The following is a 20787-nucleotide window of genomic DNA, read 5'->3' on the forward strand; positions in this document are numbered from 1 at the left end:
CCCCAGCCCGCCCGGGGTCACGCCCGCCTCCGTCGCGGTGCCGCTCAGAGCATCCGGGCCAGCAGCCGGTCCCGGTCGACCAGCGTGTGCTTGAGCACCAGGCCCAGATGCGCCGCCAGGGCCGCGAAGAACACCACGTGCGCGGTGACGTGGGCGGCCAGCCAGTCGTCGTCGACGAGCACCAGCACCAGCCCGGTCGCCGGCACCACGAACAGCATCGCGAGCAGCACCCGCTCGGTGACGTGGGCCATCCGCCGCTCCCGCGCGGACAGGGTCTCCGCCCACGACGGCAGGCCGTCGACCCGCCGCCACACGACCCGGACCAGCGCCACCAGCAGGATCGCCAGCCCGAGCGCCACATGGGCGGTGAGCAGCGACCAGCCCTGCTCCACCAGGCCTTCGTCGTCGTGCCCGCCACGGCCGCGCCCTCGGCCGTGCCCGCCTCCGTCGTCGCCGCTGCGTCCCCGCCCCCGACCCCGCCCGCGACCCCGGCCGCCGTCCTCGGCCTCCATGACGTAGCCGATCGTGAACTGCGCGACGAGCGCGGCGACGGTGAGCCAGTGCAGGAGCTTCGCGACCCGGCCGTACCCCTGACGCGCCGTGGCGGGATCCGTGGTCGTGGCCATGCCGGGCAGCCTAGGCTGCCGCCATGCCCGACACCCGGCAGCAGGACGGCGGCGAGCGGCCCGACATCCGTCTGGTCGCCTTCGACGACGAGCACGAGGCCCCGTTCGTCGCGATGCTGGCCGACCCGGACGTCACCCGCTTCACCCCGCTGCCGTGGCCAGTCCCGCCGGGCTACGCGAAGACCTGGCGGCAGCGCTACGACGCGCACCGCCCGGCCAGGGAGAACTTCGCCATCGAGGACTGCGCCGACGGCCGCTTCCTGGGCATCGCGGTCGCACCGCACGTCGACCGGGAGGCCCGCACCGCGGAGCTCGGGTACGCCGTCGTACCCGAGGCCCGCGGACGCGGCGTCGCGGTCGAGGCGCTGCGCCAGCTCACCGAATGGGCGCTCGGGCTCGGGATGCGCCGCGTCTTCCTGCTGATCTCGGTCGACAACACCGCGTCGAAGACCGTCGCACGCCGGGCCGGGTACCGCTTCGAGGGCGTGCTCCGGCAGACCTACTCCCGGCCGGGGGTCTGGGAGGACACCGAGAGCTGGTCGTACGTCGCCCCCGACCCGGTGCCGGCGCCGCGGGGAGGCCTCGTCCGGTGAGCCTGCCGATCGGCCCGACCGACCGCGACGCCCTGGCCCGGGCGATCGAGGCCGAGGGACGGGCGGTCGGCGGGATGCTGCACGCCGCCCGGCCGGTGAACGGCCGCGACTCGGTCCCCGGGCTGGAGTGGACGGTCGCCGAGACCGCGGCTCACCTGCTGTCGGTGGTACGCCGCGCGCTCGGCGACCGCCGCCGCAGCAGCACCCCGCAGGACACCGCCCGGGTGAACGCCGAGTCGCTGGCGGCGCTGCCGTCCCGCGACATCCTCACGCTGGGCATGGAGCTGATCCGCGACACCGCGGTGGTGGCTCGGCGGATCCTGCCGCACGTCCTCGACGGAGAAGTGCTGATCCCGTTCCAGGCCGGCATCCGGGTGCGCGCGCTGGACGCCTTCGGCTGCCTGCTCGGCGAGCTGGTGGTGCACGGGCACGACCTGGCCGCCGGGCTGCGGAGGCCGCACGCGGTCCCGCCGGAACGCGCCGTCCTCGCCTACCGGGCCACGCTCGGGGTCGCGCACCGGTGGCTCGACCCGGCGCAGGCGGTCGACCCCCCGCGCCGGTTCGTGCTCGACGTCGCGGAGGCGCCGTACGTCGCGGAGGCCCGGGTCTCCGCTCGGGGCCTCACCGTCACCTGGTGCGAGGACCGTCCGGCCACCGATCGGGTCGACCCCACCGCCGCACTGCTGTCGCTCGCGCACCGCGGGCCGAGCGGGGACCCGGGCGTCGACGGGCTGGCGGACCTGCTGCTGCCGTTCTGAGCCGACCCAGCGGGCGCCGGGTCGGGGGTCCCTCGGCGCCGGCGCCGGATCTGTCACGCGGCTGCAATTGCAGCCGCATGACAGCGCGCGACGCGTGCCGCCCTGCCGCAAGCCCGCAATTGCGGCCGTATGCCACGGAATCGGCCGCCGGATCTGTCACGCGGCTGCAATTGCAGCCGTATGGCAGAGCGCTGGTCCGCCCGCCCTGTCACAAGGCTGCAATTGCAGCCGTACGACGGCGCAGCCGCCTGGCCCTGGCTCACTCCCCCGGTGTGGCGGTGTGGTCGGGGTGCCCGGGCGTCCGGCGCTGCTCCTTGAGCTCGGCCTCGGCGAGGTGACGCCGGCCGCCGACGAGGGCCTCGCGGACCTCGCGCTCGGCGGCACGGACCGCGGACCAGTACGTGTCGTCGTACTCCTCCGTGAGCTGGAAGGTCCACCGCCCCCCGATCACGTTGCGGCCGACGATCTCGCGCTCGAGGCGGTCCGCCAGCCGGGTGTGTCCGGCCTCGCGCAACTGGTCGGCTGCGTCGCCGAGCTTGAAGTCCGCCTCTCCGGTCAGCTGGTGGAACGAGTAGAGGTGGCCGCGGGCCCGCTCGACCGTCTCGAGCGCCTCGGTGAGCCGGCCGACCGCCTCGACCGTGGCGTCGTCGACGCCGTCCGGGCGGCGGTGGTCGGGGGTGGGCAGGTCGGTCATGCCCGGTCCGTAGCCCGCGACGGGCACCGGCAAACGCCTCAGAGCTTGCGCTGCATCTCGAACGCCCGCGCCATCACCCGGTAGCCGAGCGCCTCGTTGATGCCGATCATGTGGTCGTTGCTGGCGGCGTTCCAGGTGTCGATCGTGGCCACCTGCGGCTGGGTCTCGGCCAGCCACTGGAGCATGTCCACCTTGAGAAGGAGCCCCAGCCGGTGTCCGCGGTGGGCGCGCACCACGGAGGTGTCGTGCTGTCCGGCGATCTCGGGGCGCTCCGCCGACACCACGACCACGGTGTGCCCGGCCAGCTCCCCGGTCTCCCGGTGCCGGGCGAAGACCCGGTGCAGAAGGTAGCCCTGCGCCATCTGGGCGTGCTCGTAGGCCCGCACCCGCTCCGCCGAGAACACCTCGTCCTCGATGTCGAGGTCGTCGATCGGGGCGTCGTTGATCGCGGCCGCCATGCCCGCGATCGCGGCGAGCTCCTCCGCGGGGCTGGCACCGAGGCGGCGCACGATCTCGTAGTCCGCCGCGTGCGGCTCGGCCTCGCGCCGCAGCGCCGCCAGCGTCTCCGCGTCCACCTCGCCGGGCAGCTGCCGCCGGGCGACGTCCGTCGCTGCGACCTCGAACCCGTGCCGCGCGGCGAAGGGACGGGACGCCGGCACGTCGTACGCCTCGACCAGGACGGTGGTCTTGCCGTCCTCGCGGGCCCGTTCGACCATGCGCTCGAGGAGGACGCTGCCGTGGCCGCGCCGGCGGCAGGTGGGACGGACCCGTACCTCGGCCAGCGCCACGTGGTGGTTGTCCCACCGGATCACGGCGTACTCCGCGACGCCCACGACGGTCCCGTCGACCTCGCCCAGCCAGGCAGTGAACGGGTCGTCCTCCCAGCCGTGCCGGAGGCCGCCCCGGGACTGCGCGATCGTGGTCGGGTGCTCCCACGGCGTGTCCGCGGCGCGGACCTCGTTGGTCACCTCGACGTACGCCCGCACCGCGTCGACGTCGTCGGGATCGACGCGGCGCAGGGTCAGGGTGGCGGTCTGCATGCCTCCAGCGTGCCGCTCCGCGGTGGGCCGGCGCACCCGGTTTTCGTTCTGCGTCGTGGGACCCCGTTGGAGCCGGTTGGGACCTTCGACCCGGGCGGCGCGCCGAGCGACCTAGCCAGACTGGGAGCATGCGGAGCCAGACCCGGATCTGCGACCTCGTCGCGACCACGCCGGCCGACCGCAACCGGGCGGTCGACCTGGTCCGCGCGAGCGCGGTGCTGGCCGTGGTCGCCGGGCACTGGCTGATGGCGGTCCTCTGGCTCGACGAGGACGGCGGGGTACGGCGCAGCAGCCTGCTCGGCCTGGCGACGTGGACCCACCCGCTGACCTGGCTGTTCCAGGTGATGCCGTTGGTCTTCGTGGTCGGAGGCTTCGCCAACGCGTTGTCGTGGCGGCACGCCGTGGCCGCCGGGACGCCGTACGCCGCGTGGCTGCGACACCGGCTGCAGCGCCTGGTCGGCCCACTGGTGCCGCTGCTGGTGCTGTGGCTGCTGCTGCCGGGGCTGCTGCGCCTCGGCACCTCGGCGCGGGCGCTCCGGATCGCCGACCGGGCGTCCCTGGTGCCGCTCTGGTTCATCGCGACGTACGTCGTCGTGGTGGCGCTGGTGCCCGCGACGCTGGCGCTCTGGGACCGGATCGGGCTGTGGTCGGTGCTCGCGGGTGCCGCCGTCGTGGTGGCCGTCGATGTCGCGAGCCTGGCCGCCGGCCTGCCGCTGGTCGCCGCGGTGAACGCGCTGGTGGTGTGGGCGACGCTGCACCAGCTCGGGTACGCGTGGCTGGACGGCCGGGTCGCGGGCGTGCCCCGGAGGCTGCTGCTGACGGCTGCAGGACTCGCGGTGCTCGTGGTGCTGACCCACCTCGGGCCGTACGCCACGTCGATGGTCGGCGTCCGCGGCCCCGAGATCGGCAACACCGCGCCGCCGCGGACCACGCTGGTCGGGCTCGGCGTGGCCCAGGCGGGGGTGGCGATGCTGCTCGAGCCGCTGCTGGGCCGGGTCGCGCGGGTGCGGCCGGTGTGGGCGGCGACGGTGGCGGTGAACGCCCGGATCATGACGCTCTACCTGTGGCACCTGACCGCGGTCGGTCTGGTGGCGCTGGGCGTGCCGGGGACCCCGCTCGCGGCGCTGCTGGAGGTCCCCTACGGCACCGCCGGCTGGTGGTGGTCGAGGTTCTGGTGGTTCGCGTTGGTGGGCACGGTCACTGCCGGCCTGGTGCTGGCGCTCGGCCGGTTCGAGCACCCGGCTGGCCCACCCGGCGCCGCACCCCCGGTCGTCGTCCCGCTGCTCGGGGTGACCGCGACCTGCGTCGGGCTGGCCCTGCTCGCCTGGCGGGGCGTGGTGTGGCCGGACGGATCCGTGCACCGCGAGGTCGTGGTCGGACTGCTGGTGCTGCTCCCGCTGCTCGGGCTGGTCACGTGGTCGCCCCGGGGTCGGCTCAGGGGCAGGTCAGGGGCGCTCCCCGATGCCGGGGAGGCGCTCGGCTCGGCAGGCTGACGGGCATGATCACAGCCCATGCCCTGACCAAGCGGTTCGGCACCACGACGGCCGTGGACGGCGTCGACTTCACCGTCGAGCCCGGGCGGGTCACCGGCTTCCTCGGACCGAACGGTGCCGGCAAGTCGACGACCATGCGCATGATCCTCGGGCTCGACCGGCCGACCAGCGGCTCGGTGACCGTCAACGGCCACCGGTACGCCGCGTCCCCGGCGCCGCTGCGCGAGGTCGGCGCGCTGCTCGAGGCGCACGCGATCCACCCCGGCCGCTCGGCCCGCGACCACCTGCGGTGGATGGCGGCCAGCAACGGCATCCCGACCACCCGGGTCGGCGAGGTCCTCGACCTGGTCGGCCTCGACGGCGTCGCCGGCCGGCGGGCCGGGAGGTTCTCGCTCGGCATGGGCCAGCGGCTCGGCATCGCGGCCGCCCTGCTCGGTGACCCGCCGGTGGTGATCCTCGACGAGCCGGTCAACGGCCTGGACCCGGAGGGGATCCGCTGGGTCCGCTCGCTGGCCCGCAAGCTCGCCGACGAGGGCCGCACCGTCTTCATCTCCAGCCACCTCATGTCCGAGATGGCGCTGATGGCCGACCACCTGATCGTGGTGGGCCGCGGCCGGGTGCTGGCCGACTCCTCCATGGAGGAGTTCATCGCCGGGCACGCCACGTCGTTCGTCCGGGTGAGGGCGCCGCGCCAGTCGGAGGTCGCCTCCCTGCTCGCGGGCCGCGGGCTCGACGTCACCGCCGTGGCCACCACCTCCGGTGAGGAGCTGCACGTGACCGGCGCCGGCGCCGACGCCGCCGGCGTCGGCGACCTGGTCGGTGCGCACGGACTGGTGCTGCACGAGCTGACCCTGGTCCGGTCCTCGCTGGAAGACGCCTTCATGACCCTGACCGCCGACAGCGTGGAGTACCACGCGCACCTCGATGCTCCCGAAGGAGTTCCGGCATGAGCACCGCTCTCGCCCCCGACACCACCTCCCGTACGACCGCGCCGGACCGGACCCCCGGGTTCGGCGCGGTCCTCCGGGCCGAGTGGCTCAAGCTGGCCAGCGTCCGGTCGACCTGGTGGACCGTCGCCGCGATGGTCGTGCTCGGCGCCGGCCTCACCGTCCTCATGTGCTGGGGCAACGCCGACTGGCTGGCCTCCGACGACGCCGACGAGTCGCCCGGCTCGTTCATCACGTGGGGGATGATGATCGCGCAGGTCACCGCGATCGTCCTGGGCGCGCTGGTGGTCACCACGGAGTACGGCACCGGCATGATCCGTACGTCGCTCGCGGCGGTGCCGAAGCGCGGCCGGGTGCTGGCGGCCAAGGCGGTCACGCTGGCGGGGCTGCTGTTCGTGACCGGCACCGCCACCGCGCTGCTCGGCTACTGGGGCGGCAACCACTTCCTCGACCGCGAGGGCATCGGCCTGCCGCTCGAGGGCGACGTGCTGCGCGCGATGTACGGCTCCGGGCTCTACATGGCCGGGCTCGGCCTCCTGGCGCTGGGCGCCGGGTTCCTGCTCCGCCACACCGCCGCGGTGATCTCGATCGTGATCGCGCTGGTGTTCGTGGTCGGCACCATGGTGATCCTGGTGCCCGGCGACCTCGGCCTCTGGCTGGAGCGGCTGATGCCCGGCAACGCCGGCGGCGTACTGGCCGCGCCGGTGCCGTTCAACCCCGACCTGCTCGGTGCCTGGCCGTCGTTCGCCGTGTTCGCCTCCGAGGTCGCGGCGGTGCTGCTCGCCGCCTGGTGGGTGCTGCGCCGCCGGGACGCCTGACCAACCCGCTCGCAGCGCCTCGCCGAGTCGCCCGTTCAGGCGGCGCCGGGCTGCCGCTCGTCCTTCCGGGGACGGCCCCGGCCCCGCTTGAACGGGACCACCTCGCCGGCCATCAGGATCTGGCCGCCCCACACGCCGTACGCCTCGCCGCGCTCCAGGGCGCCGGCGAGGCAGGCCTCGCGCAACGGGCACCCGGCGCACAGGCGCTGCGCCTCGGTGAGGGCGCGCGAGTGCTCGGCAAAGAACAGCTCCGGACGGGTCTGGCATGGCAGGACGGACAACGTTGCTCCCCTCGTTGTCCCTCAGCGTGGCCGTCTGAGGTAGTCCCGGGCATCAGGAAGATGCCTTAGATACCCCTGAAGGGCTGTCCGAAATGGCAGGATCGCGGCCGTTCCTGTCCGGATCGGGCGCGTGGCATGGGTCATACCGGGACGGCCGGGCGCGCTGCTAGGTTCCGCCCCATGACCGGCTCCCCACGCAGCGCCAAGGACTTCTTCGCCCCCCTCGCGGTGGGCGCCCCCGCTCCCCTCCGGGAGATCCCGGCCCGGCCGTCGCGGGCCATCCACTTCTTCGACCCCAGCAACCCGAAGATGGCGGCCAAGGTGCCCGACATGGTCGGCACCGTCGACGTGCTGCTCGGCAACCTCGAGGACGCCGTCAAGGCCGACAACAAGGAGGCCGCGCGCGAGGGCCTGGTGACGATCGCCCGGGAGACCAGCTTCGGGCCCACGCAGCTGTGGACCCGGATCAACGCCCTGGACTCGCCCTGGGTGCTCGACGACCTGACCACGCTGGTGCCGGCGATCGGCGACAAGCTCGACGTGGTCATGGTCCCGAAGGTGCAGGGCGCCGAGGACATCCACTACGTCGACCGGCTGCTCGCCCAGCTCGAGGCGAAGGCCGGGCTCGACCGCCCGATCCTGGTGCACGCGATCCTCGAGACCGCCCGCGGGGTCGCGAACGTCGAGGAGATCTGCGGGGCCTCCCCGCGCATGCAGGGGCTCTCGCTCGGCCCGGCCGACCTCGCCGCGGACCGCCGGATGAAGACCACCCGGGTCGGCGGGGGCCACCCCGGCTACCTGGTCCGGCGGGACCCGAACCCCGACCAGCCCGACGCCGTACGACCGACGTACCAGCAGGACCTGTGGCACTACACCATCGCGCGGATGGTCGACGCCTGCGCGATGCACGGGATCTACCCCTACTACGGCCCGTTCGGCGACATCGCCGACGTGGTGGCCTGCGAGGACCAGTTCCGCAACGCGTTCCTGCTCGGCTGCGTCGGGACGTGGAGCCTGCACCCGAAGCAGATCGCGATCGCGAACAAGGTGTTCAGCCCGTCGGTCGAGGACATCACCCACGCCCGCCGGGTGGTCGCCGCCATGGGCGACGGCACCGGCGCGGTGATGCTGGACGGGAAGATGGAGGACGACGCCTCGCTCAAGCAGTGCCTGGTGCTGGTCGAGCTCGCCGAGCAGCTCGCCGCGATAGACCCCGAGCTGAAGAAGCAGTACGACGCGATCGAGGTGCCCGCCGGTGAGTGACCACCCCAGCCGGATGCTCGCTCCGCTCCGCTTCGCCCGGGGGCCCCACCATGCATGATTTCCGCCCCCGCCGCTCCGTGCTCTACATGCCCTCGTCCAACGAGCGCGCGCTGGAGAAGGCGAAGACGATCCCCTGCGACGGCCTGATCCTCGACCTCGAGGACGCCGTCGCCCCCGATGCCAAGCCGGCCGCCCGCGACGCCGCCTGCGCGGCCGCCGCGTCCGGCGAGTACGGCGCCCGCGAGGTCACCATCCGGGTCAACGGCATGGACACCCCGTGGCACGCCGACGACATCGTCGACGCCAGCGCCGCCGGGCCGGACGCCATCGTCGTACCGAAGGTCGGCTCGGCCGACGAGGTCCGCGCCCTGGTCGCCTCGATGGAGAAGGCGGGCGCCCCGGAGCGGACACGGCTGTGGGCGATGGTCGAGACCCCGGAGGCGATGTTCAACGCTCGTGAGATCGCCGCTGCGTCCGATCGCCTGGCGGTGCTGGTGATGGGCACCAACGACCTGGTCAAGGAGCTCTACGCCGAGCACGTCCCCGGCCGCGCCCCTCTGCTGGCCTCGCTGTCGCTGGCGCTGCTCGCCGCCCGCGCCGCCGGCAAGGCGATCCTCGACGGCGTCTACAACGACGTGAAGGACACCGACGGCTTCCTCGCCGAGTGCCGCCAGGGCCGCGAGATGGGCTTCGACGGGAAGACCCTGATCCACCCGGGCCAGGTCGACGGCGCGAACGAGGCGTTCGCGCCGTCCGAGCGGGCGGTCACCGACGCCCGTGGCATCCTCGAGGCCTGGGAGGCGCGCGACTCGGGCGTGGTCACCTACCAGGGCCGGATGATCGAGAACCTGCACGTCGAGTCGGCGCAGCGCACGCTCGCCGTCCACGACGCCATCCGCGCCCTCTCCTGACGCGCGGGGTCAGGCGGGTTCGAGGCCGCGCAGGAACGCGATCACCTTGGCGCCCGGCATCTCGCAGGGCCTGAGCAGGTCCTCCTCCGCGGTGCGGTAGACGTTCGCGCTGACGACGTCGGTGCCGCCCAGCTCCTCGGCGTACAGGCTGATCGCGTGACCGTCGACGGCGCGCGTCCTGGTCACGCCGTACGTCCGCCCGTCGAAGGTGACCCGGCTCCAGCCGTCGGGGAGTCGGTCGAGCAGAGCGGCGAGGTCGGTCACCACTCCATCATGGCGCGGGCGCGGCCCCGACCCAGGCAAGCCCGTGCGTCTCGGTGTCCCCGCTGGACGAGGTCACCCGGACCCTGCCCCGCACGACGTCGATGTCCACCTCGAGGACACGGTCGTCACCGTCCGCCAGCGGGTCGGTGCGCCACGTCCGGTCGTCGCCGACCAGCCAGGCTGTGCCTCCCCACCCCATCGACCGGCCGCGTGCAGTGAGCCCGAGTCCGTACGTCACGGAGCGCTCGTCGGTGAAGAGCTCGTCGGCGAGGTCGCGCGGGTCGACCTCGACGACGTAGGTCCCGTCGTCACCGGTCCGTGCCGAGGCGTCGTACCCACCGTCGTCGAGGTAGTCGGCGTGGCGACGGCCATCGGGGCTACCCGGCTTCTCGAGGCGCACGGACACCCGGACCCCGCTGACCGGCTCGCCGTCGGCCAGCACGCGCCCGCGCACGAAGGCGTCGCTCCTCCGCTCGTCCCGGGACGGCGTCTCGCCGTTCGACGCCGTGCAGGCGGTCGCCCCGGCGACCAGGAGCGCCATTGCCAGCAACCGCCACCCCATGCCGACCTCCCCCATGCCGACCTCCCCCGTGCCTCCCGCCACCCGCGGCGGGACCAGGAGCCGAGCATGGCACGGGTCAGCCCGCCGAGCGCAGGAACTCCTCCAGGATCGGGCCGGCGGTCTGCGACCCGGACTGCCCGCGGTCGACGAACACGGCCACCGCAAGGTCGCCACGGATCGCGATCATCCACACGTGCGTGGGCAGCGGGTCGCCGGTGCCGAACTCGGCGGTGCCGGTCTTCGCGCCGATCGGCGGCCCCGGTACGTCGGCCAGGAACGCACCGCTGCCGTCGGTGACCACCGCCCGCATGAGCTCGCGGAGCACCTGCGCCTCCCCTCCGGTGAGCGGCTCGGCCGGCTGCTCCCGGCTGGCGTCGTGGTCGGGCAGCAGCCGCGGCAGCACGGTCTTCCCCTGCACGACGGACGCCGCCACGGTGGCCATCGCCATCGGGGAGGCGAGCACCTTGCCCTGGCCGATGAGCGAGGCGGCCTTCTCGGTCTCGGAGGCGGCCTTGGGCACCGAGCCGAAGTACGCCGGGAACCCGAGGTCGTGGTCCACCCCCAGCCCGAGCGCCGCGGCGGCCTGAGTGAGGTCTCGCTCGCCGAGCTTGCCGTGCTGGGAGATGAAGGCGGTGTTGCAGGAGTTGGCCACGGCGGTGCGCAGCGCGATGTCACCGAGGGCGGAGGACGGGTAGTCGTCGTAGTTCTCGAACCGCTTGCCGTCCACGACGATCGACGGCGTGCAGGGCACGGTGGTGGACGGCTGCAGCCCGGCCCGCAGGAGGGCAAGCGAGGTGACCACCTTCATCGTGGATCCGGGGGCGTACTGCCCGAAGGTCGCGGTGTTGTACCCGTCCGAACCCGGCCCGCTGGCCGCGGCCAGGACGTCGCCGGTGGACGGGCGGATCGCGACCACGGCGCTGGCCGGGCCGATGCCGGCGAGCGCCGCCTCCGCATCGGTCTGCAGGCCGGGGTCGAGGGTCGTGCGCAGCGGCTCGCCGTTGGTCTCGTCGGCCGTGAACAGAACCCGCTCCTCCTTCCCACCGACGGCCTGGATGCGGATGCCCGGGGTGCCGCCCAGCTCGTCGTCGTACCTCGCCTGCAGCCCGGACAGGCCGACCTCGTCGCCGGGGCGCACCGCGCCGTCCGACTTCTCCACGATCTCGGCGGTGGCCGGCCCGACCCGGCCCAGGATCGGGGCCGCGAACTCGCGGGTCGGCGCCAGCGGCATCTCGCCGCCGATGCCGACGGCACCGGGGATCGCGTCCAGCCCGGCGCCGCGCACGGACCCCGCGTCGGACTCGCGCAGCACCAGCGCCTCGACGAAGGCCTGGGGGCCGGCGGCCTTCACGAGCTTCGCGTACGGCGTGGGGTCGACGTCGAGCAGCCCGGCCAGCGCGCGGGCCGAGACCGGGGCCTGAGCGGCCTTGACCTTGGTCTTGTCGATACCGAACCGGACCACGGGCCGCGCCGTCACCAGCGGCTCGTCGCCGGCGCCGAGGATGTCGCCGCGGCGGGCCCGCAGCGTCGTGCTCTCGAGGCGTTCCCCCGACGCCAGCGAGGGCTCGACGAGCGACGGCACCCAGGTCACGAGCCAGTCGTCGCCGTCCGGCTCGAGGGTGGCCTCGGCGTCGTACTCCCAGGGGCCGGCGGGGGTCTGCCACGCCCAGTGCAGCATCGCGGTCCCCGCGTCGTCGGCCACCTCGACGTCCCCGGCGCTGACCTCCACGTCGTACTCACCGAGGTCGCCAAGCGTCCGGTCGAGGTCCTCCTGGCCGCCGCCGGAGACCGTCAGGTCGCCGAGGTCGCCCTTGGTCAGGGCGGCGGCGAGGTCGGCTGCGTACTCCTCGGCCGCGTCCTGGCGGGCACCGTCGTCGGTGCACGCCGTCAGCGTGCCGAGCTGGAGCACGATCGCGGCCGTCGTGACGGGAACCCGGATCCCGAGCCTGCGCATCAGTCGATCGCCCCCCGGTAGGCCTGGCTGGTCGGCTCCGACGGCCGGAACCCGAGCTTCTGGTAGAGCCGGCTCGGCGCCTCGCCGGCATCGGCCAGGATCACCCAGGTGTGCACGCCGCGGCCGGCCGCCCACGCGCCCGCCTCGCCGAGCAGGTGCGAGGTGAGCCCGCGCCGGCGGTGCGAGGCCTTGGTCATGACGTCCTGGTAGCGCGCCACCCCGCCCCCGCAGTCGAGGATGCCCTGGTCGGCGGCCAGCTCGTCGCCGGCGAAGGCGCCGAGGAAGACGGCGTCCCCGGACCCGACCAGCCGGCGCCGGGCCTCGGTCGAGCCGTGCTCGTGCTCGACGCGTCCCGGACGGCCCCGTTCCTCCTCGGTCAGGTCGGCCAGGCGCAGCGCGTGGGACTGGGCCCAGTCGTCGTCGGTCTCGAGCGGCCGGACGGCGTACCCCTCGGGCAGCGGCCGCCGCTCCGGCCGCGCGTCCCGGACCAGCACGTCCTCGTGCTCGATCCGCATCCCGAGGGCCTCCCACGAGGCGTGGTCGCCCGGGTCGGCCGCCAGACCGATCGCACGGTGCCGGGCGTCCGGGAAGCAGGTCGCGAACAGCGCGTCCCACCTCGACGCGTCGTCGACCGCGGCGCGGTCGGTGACCAGCACGAAGTTGCCCCAGTGGTACGCCGGGTTGGCCGGCGTGCGCACCACGAGGTGGTCGGCGTGCTCCTCGACCGACGAGCCGGAGGCAGCCAGTACGGCGAGGTCGGTGTGCCAGCTCAGGGGGGCGTCCACGCGGACGACCCTAGCGACCGTCCGGGTGCTCCTCGTGGTGGCGCCCGGCGTAGCGCCCGTCGACGAACAGCAGCGGGTGCTCGGCGTCGGTGGTGCCGAGCCCGACCACCCGGCCGATCACGACGTGGTGGTCGCCGCCGTCGTGCACCGCCTCGATCTCGCACTCGACGTGGCCGAGGATCCCGGACAGCAGCGGCGCGCCGGTCACCGGCGCCGGGGTCCAGGACAGCCCGGCGAACTTGTCGATGCCCCGGGTCGCGAAGGTGTCGGAGACGTGCTCCTGGTCGCGGGCCAGGAGGTTGACCGCGAACACCCCGGACCGCTCGATCGACGGCCAGGACCGGGAGGTGCGGGCCGGGCAGAACAGCACCAGCGGCGGGTCCAGCGAGACGCTGGTGAACGACTGGCAGGTCAGGCCGACCGGGCGCCCGTCGTCGGTCGAGGTGACCACGGTGACCCCGGTGGCGAACCGGCCGAGGGTGTCGCGGAAGGAGCGGGCCGCGGCCGGGTCGTGGACCGGGCTGTCCTCGCCGGGCCGGAACTGGAAGCCGAAGTCGCCCTGCCAGGACTCCACGATCCACTGGCTGGGCCACGTCTCGGCGTCTCCGACGGGCTTGCTCATGCCAGCGGGGACCCGCCCGGGATCGGCGCGGCGGGGTCGTAGGGCGAACGGGTCAGGATGAACGTGGCGAGGTCCAGGTGGCTGACCGAGCCGTCGTCGTTGCGGACGACCTCCAGCTCCTCGCCGTGCATGTAGCCGCTGCTGCCGACCAGGCGACCGTCCCGGAGCTGGTGCCGGTAGGCCTCCACGCCGGCCCGGCGGGTGACCAGCGCGTCGCCCTCCCAGGTCATGGTGATCACCGAGGTCCCCCAGTGCCACTGGCCGAGCACGTCGCGCACCGCGTCGGGTACCGAGGTCGACGGCGTCCACGCGGGCGGGATGGTCGGCTCGCAGGCCTCGAGCTCGGCGAGCAGGTCGATCGCGACCTGGCCGGCGGGCATCCCGGCGGTGGCGTTGGCCATTGCGACCACGCCGGTGCGCCGCTTGCGGTCGACGAAGCAGGTGGCGATGAAGCCGGGCATCGAGCCGGTGTGCCCGACCAGGGTGCCGGAGCCGCCGCGGAACATCTGGAAGCCGAGCCCGTGCGCGTAGTCGAGGCCGGTGTCGAGCGCCCCGGACTGCGGGACGTACGCCGTCTCCAGCCGCTCCTTCGGCAGCACGTCGGGGTGGCCGTCGAGCAGGAACCCGCAGTACGTCGCGAGGTCGGCGACGGTGCTCCACAGCTGCCCGGCCGGTGCCATCGCCCCGGTGTCGGGGTGCGGCTCGTGGAGCACCTCGCCGCTGAACGGGTGCACGCTCGTCCCCTGCGCGTGCGGCGCGGAGAACTGGTAGGACGTGCGGTCCATGCCCAGCGGGGCGCAGATCCGGTCGCGCACGTTGTCCCACCACGCGCCGCCGTGCAGCCGGGACACCACCTCGCCGAGCACGCCGTACGCCAGGTTGGAGTAGTGGAAGGTCTCCCCGACCCCGAACGCCGCGTCGGAGCCGTCGTTCGCGGCGTCGAGCTCGCCGAACCCGCCGCCCTCCGACCGCTCCCACCAGGGGCCGTTCGGCTCGGCCTGGTAGCCGGCGTTGTGGGCGAGCAGGCCGCGGATCGTGCGGTCGCCGTAGCCGACGTCGCCGAGCACCGAGGAGACGGTGGCGTCGAGCGACAGCCGCCCCTCCTCGACCAGCTGCAGGACCAGGACCGCGGTGAAGGTCTTGGTGATCGAGCCGATCTTGTACTGGGTGTCGACCGGGTCGCCGGGGACGTCGCCGTACCCCGCGGACCAGACGAGGTCGCCGTCGCGGACCACGCCGGCCACCATCGACGGCAGCCGGCCGGCCACCTGCCAGTGGGCGACCTTCGCGAGCAGCCGGCGGGCGGTCGGGTCGAAGACGGAGGTCACCTCACTCACTGAACGCCTCCGGCGGCGGGCAGGCGCACACCAGGTTGCGGTCGCCGTACGCCTGGTCGATGCGGGCCACCGGCGGCCAGTACTTGTCGGGGTCGACGCCGGCCGGGAACACCGCGAGCTCGCGGGAGTAGCCGCGGTCCCAGTCGCCGACCAGGACCCGCGACGTGTGCGGCGCGCCGCGCAGCGGCGACGACTCCGGGCTCCACTCTCCCGTGCCGACCCGGGCGATCTCCTGGCGGATCGCGATCATCGCGTCGCAGAACCGGTCGATCTCGCCGAGGTCCTCGGACTCGGTGGGCTCCACCATCAGGGTGCCGGCGACCGGGAACGACATGGTCGGCGCGTGGAAGCCGTAGTCGATGAGCCGCTTGGCGACGTCGTCGACGCTGACGCCGGTCTCCTTGGTGAGGCCGCGCAGGTCGAGGATGCACTCGTGGGCCACCAGCCCGCCGTGGCCCTTGTAGAGCACCGGGTAGTGCTCGCCGAGCCGCTTGGCGACGTAGTTCGCGGCGAGCACCGCGACCGCCGTGGCGCGGGTCAGGCCGGCTCCGCCCATGAGCCGGATGTAGGCCCACGAGATCGGCAGGATGCCGGCCGAGCCGTACGGCGCCGCGCTGATCGGGCCGATCCCCTCCCGCTTCGCCGCGACCGGGTGCTGCCCGTGGGAGGGGAGGTACGGCGCGAGGTGCTCGCGCACCGCGACCGGGCCGACGCCGGGGCCGCCGCCGCCGTGCGGGATGCAGAACGTCTTGTGCAGGTTGAGGTGCGAGACGTCGCCGCCGAACTCGCCCGGCCTGGCGAAGCCGAGCAGGGCGTTGAGGTTGGCGCCGTCGACGTACACCTGGCCGCCGTGGTCGTGCACGATCGTGCAGAGGTCGCTGATGGTGTCCTCGTAGGCGCCGTGCGTCGACGGGTAGGTCACCATGATCGCGGCCAGGTCGGAGGCGTGCTCCCCGCACTTCGCCCGCAGGTCGTCGAGGTCGACGGAGCCGTCGTCGGCGCCCTTCACCACGACCACCCGCATGCCGGCCATCACCGCGGACGCCGCGTTGGTGCCGTGGGCGGAGGACGGGATCAGGCAGACGTCGCGGCCGGTGTCGCCGTTGGCGTGGTGGTAGCCGCGGATCGCGAGCAGGCCGGCCAGCTCGCCCTGCGAGCCGGCGTTGGGCTGGATCGAGACGCGGTCGTAGCCGGTGACCTCGGCCAGCCAGCCCTCCAGGTCGCCGATCAGCCGGTGGTAGCCGGCCGCGTCCTCGGCCGGCGCGAACGGGTGCAGGTCGGCGAAGCCCGGCAGGCTGACCGGCTCCATCTCCGTGGTCGCGTTGAGCTTCATCGTGCAGGAGCCGAGCGGGATCATGCCCCGGTCGAGCGCGTAGTCGCGTGCGGAGAGGCGGCGCAGGTAGCGCAGCATCTGGGTCTCGCTGCGGTGCGCGGAGAACACCTCGTGCGTGAGGTACGGCGTGGTGCGGCGCAGGGCCTCGGGCAGCGCGTCGGCCACGGTCTGGTCGATGCCGTCGACGTCCACGCCGGCGACGCCGAACGAGGCCAGCACGGCGTCGACGGTCTCGCGCGTGGTGGTCTCGGAGGTCGACAGCCCGACCCGGTCGGCGTCGACCAGGCGCAGGTGCAGGCCGTGCTCGCGCGCGGCGGCGACCACCGCGGCGGCCCGGCCGGGCACCCGCAGGGACAGCGTGTCGAAGAACTCGGCGTGCTCGACCTCGACGCCGGCGTCGGCCAGGGCCCGCGCCAGCACCGCGGCGTACCGGTGGGTTCGGGTCGCGATCGTCCGCAGGCCGTCGGGGCCGTGGTGGACGGCGTACATGGAGGCGACCACGGCCAGCAGCACCTGCGCGGTGCAGATGTTGGAGGTCGCCTTGTCGCGGCGGATGTGCTGCTCGCGGGTCTGCAGGGCCAGCCGGTACGCCGGGCGGCCCTCCGCGTCGACGGAGACGCCGACCAGACGGCCGGGCAGGTGCCGCTCGAGGCCCGCCGAGACGGCCATGAAGCCCGCGTGCGGCCCGCCGTAGAACAACGGGACGCCGAACCGCTGGGACGACCCGACCACGACGTCGGCACCGAGCGAGCCGGGCGCCTCGAGCAGCGCGAGCGCGAGCAGGTCGGCGGCGACCACGGCCAGGGCACCGCGCTCGTGCACCGCCTCGATCACCGGTCGCGGGTCGAGCACCCGGCCGGAGGCTCCGGGGTACTGCACGAGCGCGCCACAGAGGTCGCCCTCGGGCAGGCCGTCCGTGAGGTCGGCGACGACGACCTCGATGCCCATCGCATCGGCGCGGGTTCGGACCACCTCGATGGTCTGCGGCAGCGCGTCGGCGTCGACCACGAAGGGGCCGGTTGCCCTGCGGTTGGCGCGGCGTACCAGCGTCATCGCCTCGGCCGCGGCCGTGCCCTCGTCGAGCAGCGAGGAGTTCGCCGTGGGCAGGCCGGTCAGGTCGCCGACCATGGTCTGGAAGTTGAGCAGCGCCTCGAGCCGTCCCTGCGAGATCTCCGGCTGGTACGGCGTGTAGGCGGTGTACCAGCTCGGGTCCTCGAGCACGTTGCGCCGGATCACCGGTGGCGTGACGGTGCCGTGGTAGCCGAGGCCGATCAGCGCCTCGGCCGGCTTGTTCTCGGCGGCCAGCGCGCGCAGCTCGCGGGCGGCGGCGGTCTCGGTGACCGCAGTCGGGAGGGCGAGCTCGTCGGCGGCGCGGATTCCCTGCGGGACCGCGGCTTCCATCAGCTCGTCGAGGGAGCGGAAGCCGAGGGCCTCGAGCATCGTGTCCACGTCGGAGGCGCCGGGGCCGATGTGGCGGCGCGCGAAGCCGGGGGTGTTGTCGAGCTCGGACAGGCTGGGGTGGTCGGTCAACGGGGGCTCCTCGAAGGGTCGTCCGGGTCGCCCTCCCCCTCTGTCACCGGGCCCGCGGGCCCTGCTCCAGAGTTGCCAGCCCGCACGGTCCGGGCGCCTGAGAGGTTCCGGGGAGGATTTGCCCCTTCGGCGCTCCGCTCCGGTCTGGGGCGACCGGGCGGAGACTCTCCCGTGCGGGATTGGTCAGCGCGGTCGAATCTACCACCGCAACGAGGACCGGCCCGCCACCACGGGGGTGACGGGCCGATCCGGAAGGTCGGTGGGGTGCGGACTCAGACGATCTTGCGCGCGCGCCGGGCGGCGAGCTCGTCGGTGCCGTGCGACTGGCCGTCGTCCTCGACGGTGCGCTCGCTCGGGAGCTCGGCCAGCGAGCCCTCGATCTCGCGCCAGACACCGCCGATGGCGATGCCGAAGACGCCCTGGCCCCCCTGCAGCAGGTCGATGACCTCGTCGTTGCTGGTGCACTCGTAGACCGAGGCGCCGTCCGACATCAGGGTGACCCGGGTCAGGTCGTCGGTGCCGCGCTTGCGCAGGTGCTGGACGGCGGTGCGGATCTGCTGCAGCGAGATGCCGGCGTCGAGCAGGCGCTTGATGACCTTGAGCAGCAGGATGTCGCGGAAGGAGTAGAGGCGCTGGCTGCCGGAGCCGGAGGCACCGCGGACCGAGGGCTCGACCAGCCCGGTGCGTGCCCAGTAGTCGAGCTGGCGGTAGGTGATGCCGGCGGCGGCGCAGGCGGTCGGACCGCGGTAGCCCGTGTCGCTCGGCAGCGGGGAGACGTCGTCGGTGAAGAGCAGTCCCTGCTCGTCGGCCTGGTCCGCAGCGATCCGTGCAGACTCCTGGTCCGGCTGCTGGCCGGCCGAGCCGTTGTCGTTCACTCCCACGTGCTTCCTCCGTTGCTACTCCGTTGGGCGTAACTCCTGGGGGAAGGTGCCGCCGCGGTCGGGGTCAACCACAACGGTGGAGTTACAACAGAGACAGTTCAAGGTAAGCCTCTGCCTGAGGGTTCGCAACGAAACGGGCGGCGTGTCGCAAACCCTCAACCTCTGCTTGAGGGTGAGGTTTCTTCCCCTCCTCCGAGCATCAGTGACTCTCGAAGTCCTCGGGGGTGACGTGGTCGAGGAACTCCCGGAACTTCTCGACCTCGTCCTCCTGCTCCTCGGGCACCGCCAGGCCGGCGACGTCGAGCACGTCCTCGGCACACACGATCCGCGAGCCGGTGCGCAGCGCCAGCGCTATCGAGTCCGACGGCCGGGCGCTCACCTCCACCCCGGAGCCGAACACCAGCACGGCGTAGAAGACGCCGTCCTTCATGTCGGTGATGCGCACCTCGGTGAGCTCGTTGCCGGTCTCCTCGACGATGCTCTTCATCAGGTCGTGGGTCAGCGGTCGCGGGGGTACGACGCCCTGCTGGGCGAACGCGATCGCGGTCGCCTCCACGGCCCCGATCCAGATCGGGAGGTACCGCTCCCCCGAGACCTCCCGCAGCAGGACGATCGGCTGGTTCGACGGCATCTCGACCCGCACTCCGATGACATCCACTTCACGCATGCGGCCACCCTACTCCCGGGGTGGGGGCCACCGAACCCCGTCGGTGGCGCCGGTCGGCGAGACGCCGGAGATCGCTCAGTGGGTGGCGCGCAGGCCGACCTTGACCAGGGTCGCGTGCAGCTTCACCGACAGCGCCGCGATCTCGGCGACGGTCTCCTCGGCACGCGCCTTGGCTGCGGCGTCCCGGCCGAACTTGGCCGGGGCCACCACCTGCTCGACCAGACCGACCTCGCGGTCAGCGGCGGTCTTGAAGGCCCGCAGGTGGCGCGGCTCGACGCCGTACCCGGAGAGCTCGAGGGCGACGGTGGCGATGAGCAGGTCGTCGGCGCCGAAGTGGCCGCTCCGGCTCGCCTTCACCAGGCCGAAGGTCTCGAGCTGGGCCAGCAGGTCCTCGTCGATCCGGGCGGTCTTGAGCAGCTCCCTGCGGGAGAGCCGCAGGTCGCTGGTGCGGGTGAAGGAGTCCGCGCTCGGCATGCCGTCACTGGCCAGCGCCACCTTGGGGACGGTCGGCACCACGGACTCGATCGGAGGCGGTTCGAGACCGCGGTCGATCGCGTCGAGGTGCTCGCCGATGACCTTGAGCGGGAGGTAGTGGTCGCGCTGCATCCGCAGGATGTAGCGCAGCCGCTCGACGTCGGCCGGGGAGAACTTGCGGTAGCCGGCGGGGGTCCGCTCCGGGTGGATCAGCCCCTTGTCCTCGAGGAACCGGATCTTCGGGATCGAGATCCCGGGGAAGTCGGGGCGCAGCTGCCCGAGGACCTCCCCGATGTTGAGCCGCGCCCGGGACGACGCCGCTGCGGAGGTCACGGTCACCCGCCCTGGCCCGCGTGGCTGGCGAAGTAGACGAGGCGGTACTTGCCGATCTGGACCTCGTCACCGTCCTGGAGGGTGACCTCGTCGATCCGGTCCCGGTTGACGTAGGTGCCGTTGAGGCTGCCGACGTCGGAGACGGTGTAGCCGCCGCCACTGCGGCGGAACTCGGCATGGCGACGGGACACGGTCACGTCGTCGAGGAAGATCTCGCTCTCGGGGTGCCGGCCGGCGGTGACCAGGTCGGTGTCGAGCAGGAAACGGGAGCCGGCGCTCGGGCCGCGCTGCACGACCAGCAGGGCGTGGCCCCGCGGGAGCGCGTCGACCGCCGCCGAGTCCGCGTGGTTGAGTCCGCGGTCGTCGGACTCGGCCTTGTCGGGAGCGCCGAACGTGATCGTCGCGGTGCTCTCGACGGCCGGCTCCGCGGGCACCGGCGGCTCGGCCTCGGCCGTGACGATCCGGGTGCCGCACTGCGAGCAGAACCGAGCGTCGTCGGGGTTCTGCTCGCCACAGTTGGTGCAGTACGGCATGGACGCTCCTCCAGACACTCGGGACCATCGACCCGGGAACCCTCAACCGGTGGTCGAGGTTGACGGTTCCAACCTATCAGTCGGCGGG

General features: G+C 73.4%; 22 protein-coding genes and 1 riboswitch. Of the genes, 7 read left to right on the forward strand and 15 right to left on the reverse strand.

From position 1 onward, the window contains the following. Positions 1 to 44: 44 nt before the first annotated feature. Positions 45 to 626, reverse strand: a complete 582-nt coding sequence (locus EKO23_RS05900) for a cytochrome b (protein ID WP_134715055.1) — start codon at positions 624 to 626, stop codon at positions 45 to 47. A gap of 23 nt (positions 627 to 649) precedes the next feature. On the opposite strand from EKO23_RS05900, the gene EKO23_RS05905 reads away from it, so the two are divergent. Both EKO23_RS05905 and EKO23_RS05910 read left to right on the forward strand, forming a co-directional pair. Further along, positions 650 to 1219, forward strand: a complete 570-nt coding sequence (locus EKO23_RS05905; RefSeq protein WP_134715057.1) for a GNAT family N-acetyltransferase — start codon at positions 650 to 652, stop codon at positions 1217 to 1219. Beyond that, entirely contained in the window at positions 1216 to 1977 is a 762-nt protein-coding gene (locus EKO23_RS05910; RefSeq protein ID WP_134715059.1) for a hypothetical protein, read from the forward strand. Before EKO23_RS05905 ends, EKO23_RS05910 begins: the two co-directional genes overlap by 4 nt. Before the next feature lie 259 nt (positions 1978 to 2236). Here EKO23_RS05910 and EKO23_RS05915 read toward each other — a convergent pair whose 3' ends face one another. After that, entirely contained in the window at positions 2237 to 2671 is a 435-nt protein-coding gene (locus EKO23_RS05915; protein ID WP_134715061.1) for a hypothetical protein, read from the reverse strand. Positions 2672 to 2709: 38 nt separating this feature from the next. Then, positions 2710 to 3711 (reverse strand): GNAT family N-acetyltransferase, encoded by a 1002-nt coding sequence (locus EKO23_RS05920; RefSeq protein ID WP_134715063.1) that lies wholly within the window; start codon positions 3709 to 3711, stop codon positions 2710 to 2712. Positions 3712 to 3839: 128 nt separating this feature from the next. On the opposite strand from EKO23_RS05920, the gene EKO23_RS05925 reads away from it, so the two are divergent. The 3 genes from EKO23_RS05925 to EKO23_RS05935 are packed head-to-tail and all read left to right on the forward strand — an operon-like array spanning position 3840 to position 6969. Next, the gene (locus EKO23_RS05925; RefSeq protein WP_134715065.1) at positions 3840 to 5204 is read left to right on the forward strand and encodes an acyltransferase family protein; all 1365 of its coding nucleotides are present in this window, start codon (positions 3840 to 3842) and stop codon (positions 5202 to 5204) included. A gap of 5 nt (positions 5205 to 5209) precedes the next feature. Further along, a complete protein-coding gene (locus EKO23_RS05930) occupies positions 5210 to 6154 on the forward strand; it encodes an ABC transporter ATP-binding protein (RefSeq protein WP_134715067.1) in 945 nt (314 codons plus the stop codon). After that, on the forward strand, positions 6151 to 6969 hold the full coding sequence (locus EKO23_RS05935; protein WP_134715069.1) for an ABC transporter permease: 819 nt from the start codon (positions 6151 to 6153) through the stop codon (positions 6967 to 6969). The genes EKO23_RS05930 and EKO23_RS05935 overlap by 4 nt, the downstream gene beginning before the upstream one ends. 35 nt (positions 6970 to 7004) lie before the next feature. Here EKO23_RS05935 and EKO23_RS05940 read toward each other — a convergent pair whose 3' ends face one another. After that, positions 7005 to 7250 carry a WhiB family transcriptional regulator gene (locus EKO23_RS05940; RefSeq protein WP_134715071.1) on the reverse strand — a complete coding sequence of 82 codons (246 nt, stop codon included), beginning with the start codon at positions 7248 to 7250 and terminating at the stop codon, positions 7005 to 7007. A 180-nt stretch (positions 7251 to 7430) separates the two neighbouring features. Here EKO23_RS05940 and EKO23_RS05945 point away from each other — a divergent pair, with 180 nt between their 5' ends. Then, complete coding sequence (locus EKO23_RS05945) at positions 7431 to 8513, forward strand: HpcH/HpaI aldolase/citrate lyase family protein (protein WP_134715073.1); 1083 nt, start codon at positions 7431 to 7433, stop codon at positions 8511 to 8513. A gap of 50 nt (positions 8514 to 8563) precedes the next feature. Then, entirely contained in the window at positions 8564 to 9424 is an 861-nt protein-coding gene (locus tag EKO23_RS05950; protein WP_134715075.1) for an HpcH/HpaI aldolase/citrate lyase family protein, read from the forward strand. 9 nt (positions 9425 to 9433) lie between these two features. Here the strand turns inward: EKO23_RS05950 and EKO23_RS05955 are convergent, their stop codons facing one another. The 11 genes from EKO23_RS05955 to EKO23_RS06005 all read right to left on the reverse strand — a co-directional run bounded on the left by EKO23_RS05955 (position 9434) and on the right by EKO23_RS06005 (position 20699). Beyond that, a complete protein-coding gene (locus tag EKO23_RS05955) occupies positions 9434 to 9688 on the reverse strand; it encodes a peptide methionine sulfoxide reductase (RefSeq protein WP_246050927.1) in 255 nt (84 codons plus the stop codon). Between the two features lie 7 nt (positions 9689 to 9695). Then, positions 9696 to 10265: a transthyretin-like family protein gene (locus EKO23_RS05960; RefSeq protein WP_134715079.1), complete on the reverse strand. Its 570-nt coding sequence runs from the start codon at positions 10263 to 10265 to the stop codon at positions 9696 to 9698. Positions 10266 to 10326: 61 nt separating this feature from the next. Continuing rightward, positions 10327 to 12204, reverse strand: a complete 1878-nt coding sequence (locus EKO23_RS05965; RefSeq protein ID WP_134715082.1) for a penicillin-binding transpeptidase domain-containing protein — start codon at positions 12202 to 12204, stop codon at positions 10327 to 10329. Continuing rightward, the gene (locus tag EKO23_RS05970; protein ID WP_134715085.1) at positions 12204 to 12989 is read right to left on the reverse strand and encodes a GNAT family N-acetyltransferase; all 786 of its coding nucleotides are present in this window, start codon (positions 12987 to 12989) and stop codon (positions 12204 to 12206) included. The genes EKO23_RS05965 and EKO23_RS05970 overlap by 1 nt, the downstream gene beginning before the upstream one ends. A gap of 10 nt (positions 12990 to 12999) precedes the next feature. Beyond that, complete coding sequence (locus EKO23_RS05975; protein ID WP_134715087.1) at positions 13000 to 13611, reverse strand: flavin reductase family protein; 612 nt, start codon at positions 13609 to 13611, stop codon at positions 13000 to 13002. Next, a complete protein-coding gene (locus EKO23_RS05980) occupies positions 13608 to 14939 on the reverse strand; it encodes a serine hydrolase domain-containing protein (RefSeq protein ID WP_246050928.1) in 1332 nt (443 codons plus the stop codon). Before EKO23_RS05980 ends, EKO23_RS05975 begins: the two co-directional genes overlap by 4 nt. 1 nt (position 14940) lies before the next feature. Next, positions 14941 to 17811: an aminomethyl-transferring glycine dehydrogenase gene (gene gcvP / locus EKO23_RS05985; RefSeq protein ID WP_134715090.1), complete on the reverse strand. Its 2871-nt coding sequence runs from the start codon at positions 17809 to 17811 to the stop codon at positions 14941 to 14943. Positions 17812 to 17886: 75 nt separating this feature from the next. Then, a riboswitch (glycine riboswitch) is annotated at positions 17887 to 17993 on the reverse strand. Positions 17994 to 18083: 90 nt separating this feature from the next. Continuing rightward, positions 18084 to 18692, reverse strand: a complete 609-nt coding sequence (locus tag EKO23_RS05990; RefSeq protein ID WP_425464385.1) for a MerR family transcriptional regulator — start codon at positions 18690 to 18692, stop codon at positions 18084 to 18086. A gap of 199 nt (positions 18693 to 18891) precedes the next feature. Next, positions 18892 to 19359 carry a bifunctional nuclease family protein gene (locus tag EKO23_RS05995; protein ID WP_134715092.1) on the reverse strand — a complete coding sequence of 156 codons (468 nt, stop codon included), beginning with the start codon at positions 19357 to 19359 and terminating at the stop codon, positions 18892 to 18894. A 75-nt stretch (positions 19360 to 19434) separates the two neighbouring features. Continuing rightward, positions 19435 to 20166: a transcriptional regulator FtsR gene (ftsR, locus tag EKO23_RS06000; protein ID WP_134715095.1), complete on the reverse strand. Its 732-nt coding sequence runs from the start codon at positions 20164 to 20166 to the stop codon at positions 19435 to 19437. A 2-nt stretch (positions 20167 to 20168) separates the two neighbouring features. Next, entirely contained in the window at positions 20169 to 20699 is a 531-nt protein-coding gene (locus EKO23_RS06005) for a zinc-ribbon and FHA domain-containing protein (RefSeq protein ID WP_134715098.1), read from the reverse strand. Positions 20700 to 20787 lie beyond the last annotated feature (88 nt).

The organism is Nocardioides guangzhouensis, assembly GCF_004519545.1.
GTDB classification, from domain to species: Bacteria; Actinomycetota; Actinomycetes; order Propionibacteriales; family Nocardioidaceae; genus Nocardioides; species Nocardioides guangzhouensis.

Excerpts from the sequence above, each read along its gene's own strand:
- EKO23_RS05900 (WP_134715055.1), bottom strand. The coding sequence starts at position 626 with ATGGCCACGACCACGGATCCCGCCACGGCGCGTCAGGGGTACGGCCGG.
- EKO23_RS05905 (WP_134715057.1), top strand. The coding sequence starts at position 650 with ATGCCCGACACCCGGCAGCAGGACGGCGGCGAGCGGCCCGACATCCGT.
- EKO23_RS05915 (WP_134715061.1), bottom strand. The coding sequence starts at position 2,671 with ATGACCGACCTGCCCACCCCCGACCACCGCCGCCCGGACGGCGTCGAC.
- EKO23_RS05920 (WP_134715063.1), bottom strand. The coding sequence starts at position 3,711 with ATGCAGACCGCCACCCTGACCCTGCGCCGCGTCGATCCCGACGACGTC.
- EKO23_RS05925 (WP_134715065.1), top strand. The coding sequence starts at position 3,840 with ATGCGGAGCCAGACCCGGATCTGCGACCTCGTCGCGACCACGCCGGCC.
- EKO23_RS05930 (WP_134715067.1), top strand. The coding sequence starts at position 5,210 with ATGATCACAGCCCATGCCCTGACCAAGCGGTTCGGCACCACGACGGCC.
- EKO23_RS05935 (WP_134715069.1), top strand. The coding sequence starts at position 6,151 with ATGAGCACCGCTCTCGCCCCCGACACCACCTCCCGTACGACCGCGCCG.
- EKO23_RS05945 (WP_134715073.1), top strand. The coding sequence starts at position 7,431 with ATGACCGGCTCCCCACGCAGCGCCAAGGACTTCTTCGCCCCCCTCGCG.
- EKO23_RS05950 (WP_134715075.1), top strand. The coding sequence starts at position 8,564 with ATGCATGATTTCCGCCCCCGCCGCTCCGTGCTCTACATGCCCTCGTCC.
- EKO23_RS05960 (WP_134715079.1), bottom strand. The coding sequence starts at position 10,265 with ATGGGGGAGGTCGGCATGGGGTGGCGGTTGCTGGCAATGGCGCTCCTG.
- EKO23_RS05965 (WP_134715082.1), bottom strand. The coding sequence starts at position 12,204 with ATGCGCAGGCTCGGGATCCGGGTTCCCGTCACGACGGCCGCGATCGTG.
- EKO23_RS05975 (WP_134715087.1), bottom strand. The coding sequence starts at position 13,611 with ATGAGCAAGCCCGTCGGAGACGCCGAGACGTGGCCCAGCCAGTGGATC.
- EKO23_RS05995 (WP_134715092.1), bottom strand. The coding sequence starts at position 19,359 with ATGCGTGAAGTGGATGTCATCGGAGTGCGGGTCGAGATGCCGTCGAAC.
- EKO23_RS06005 (WP_134715098.1), bottom strand. The coding sequence starts at position 20,699 with ATGCCGTACTGCACCAACTGTGGCGAGCAGAACCCCGACGACGCTCGG.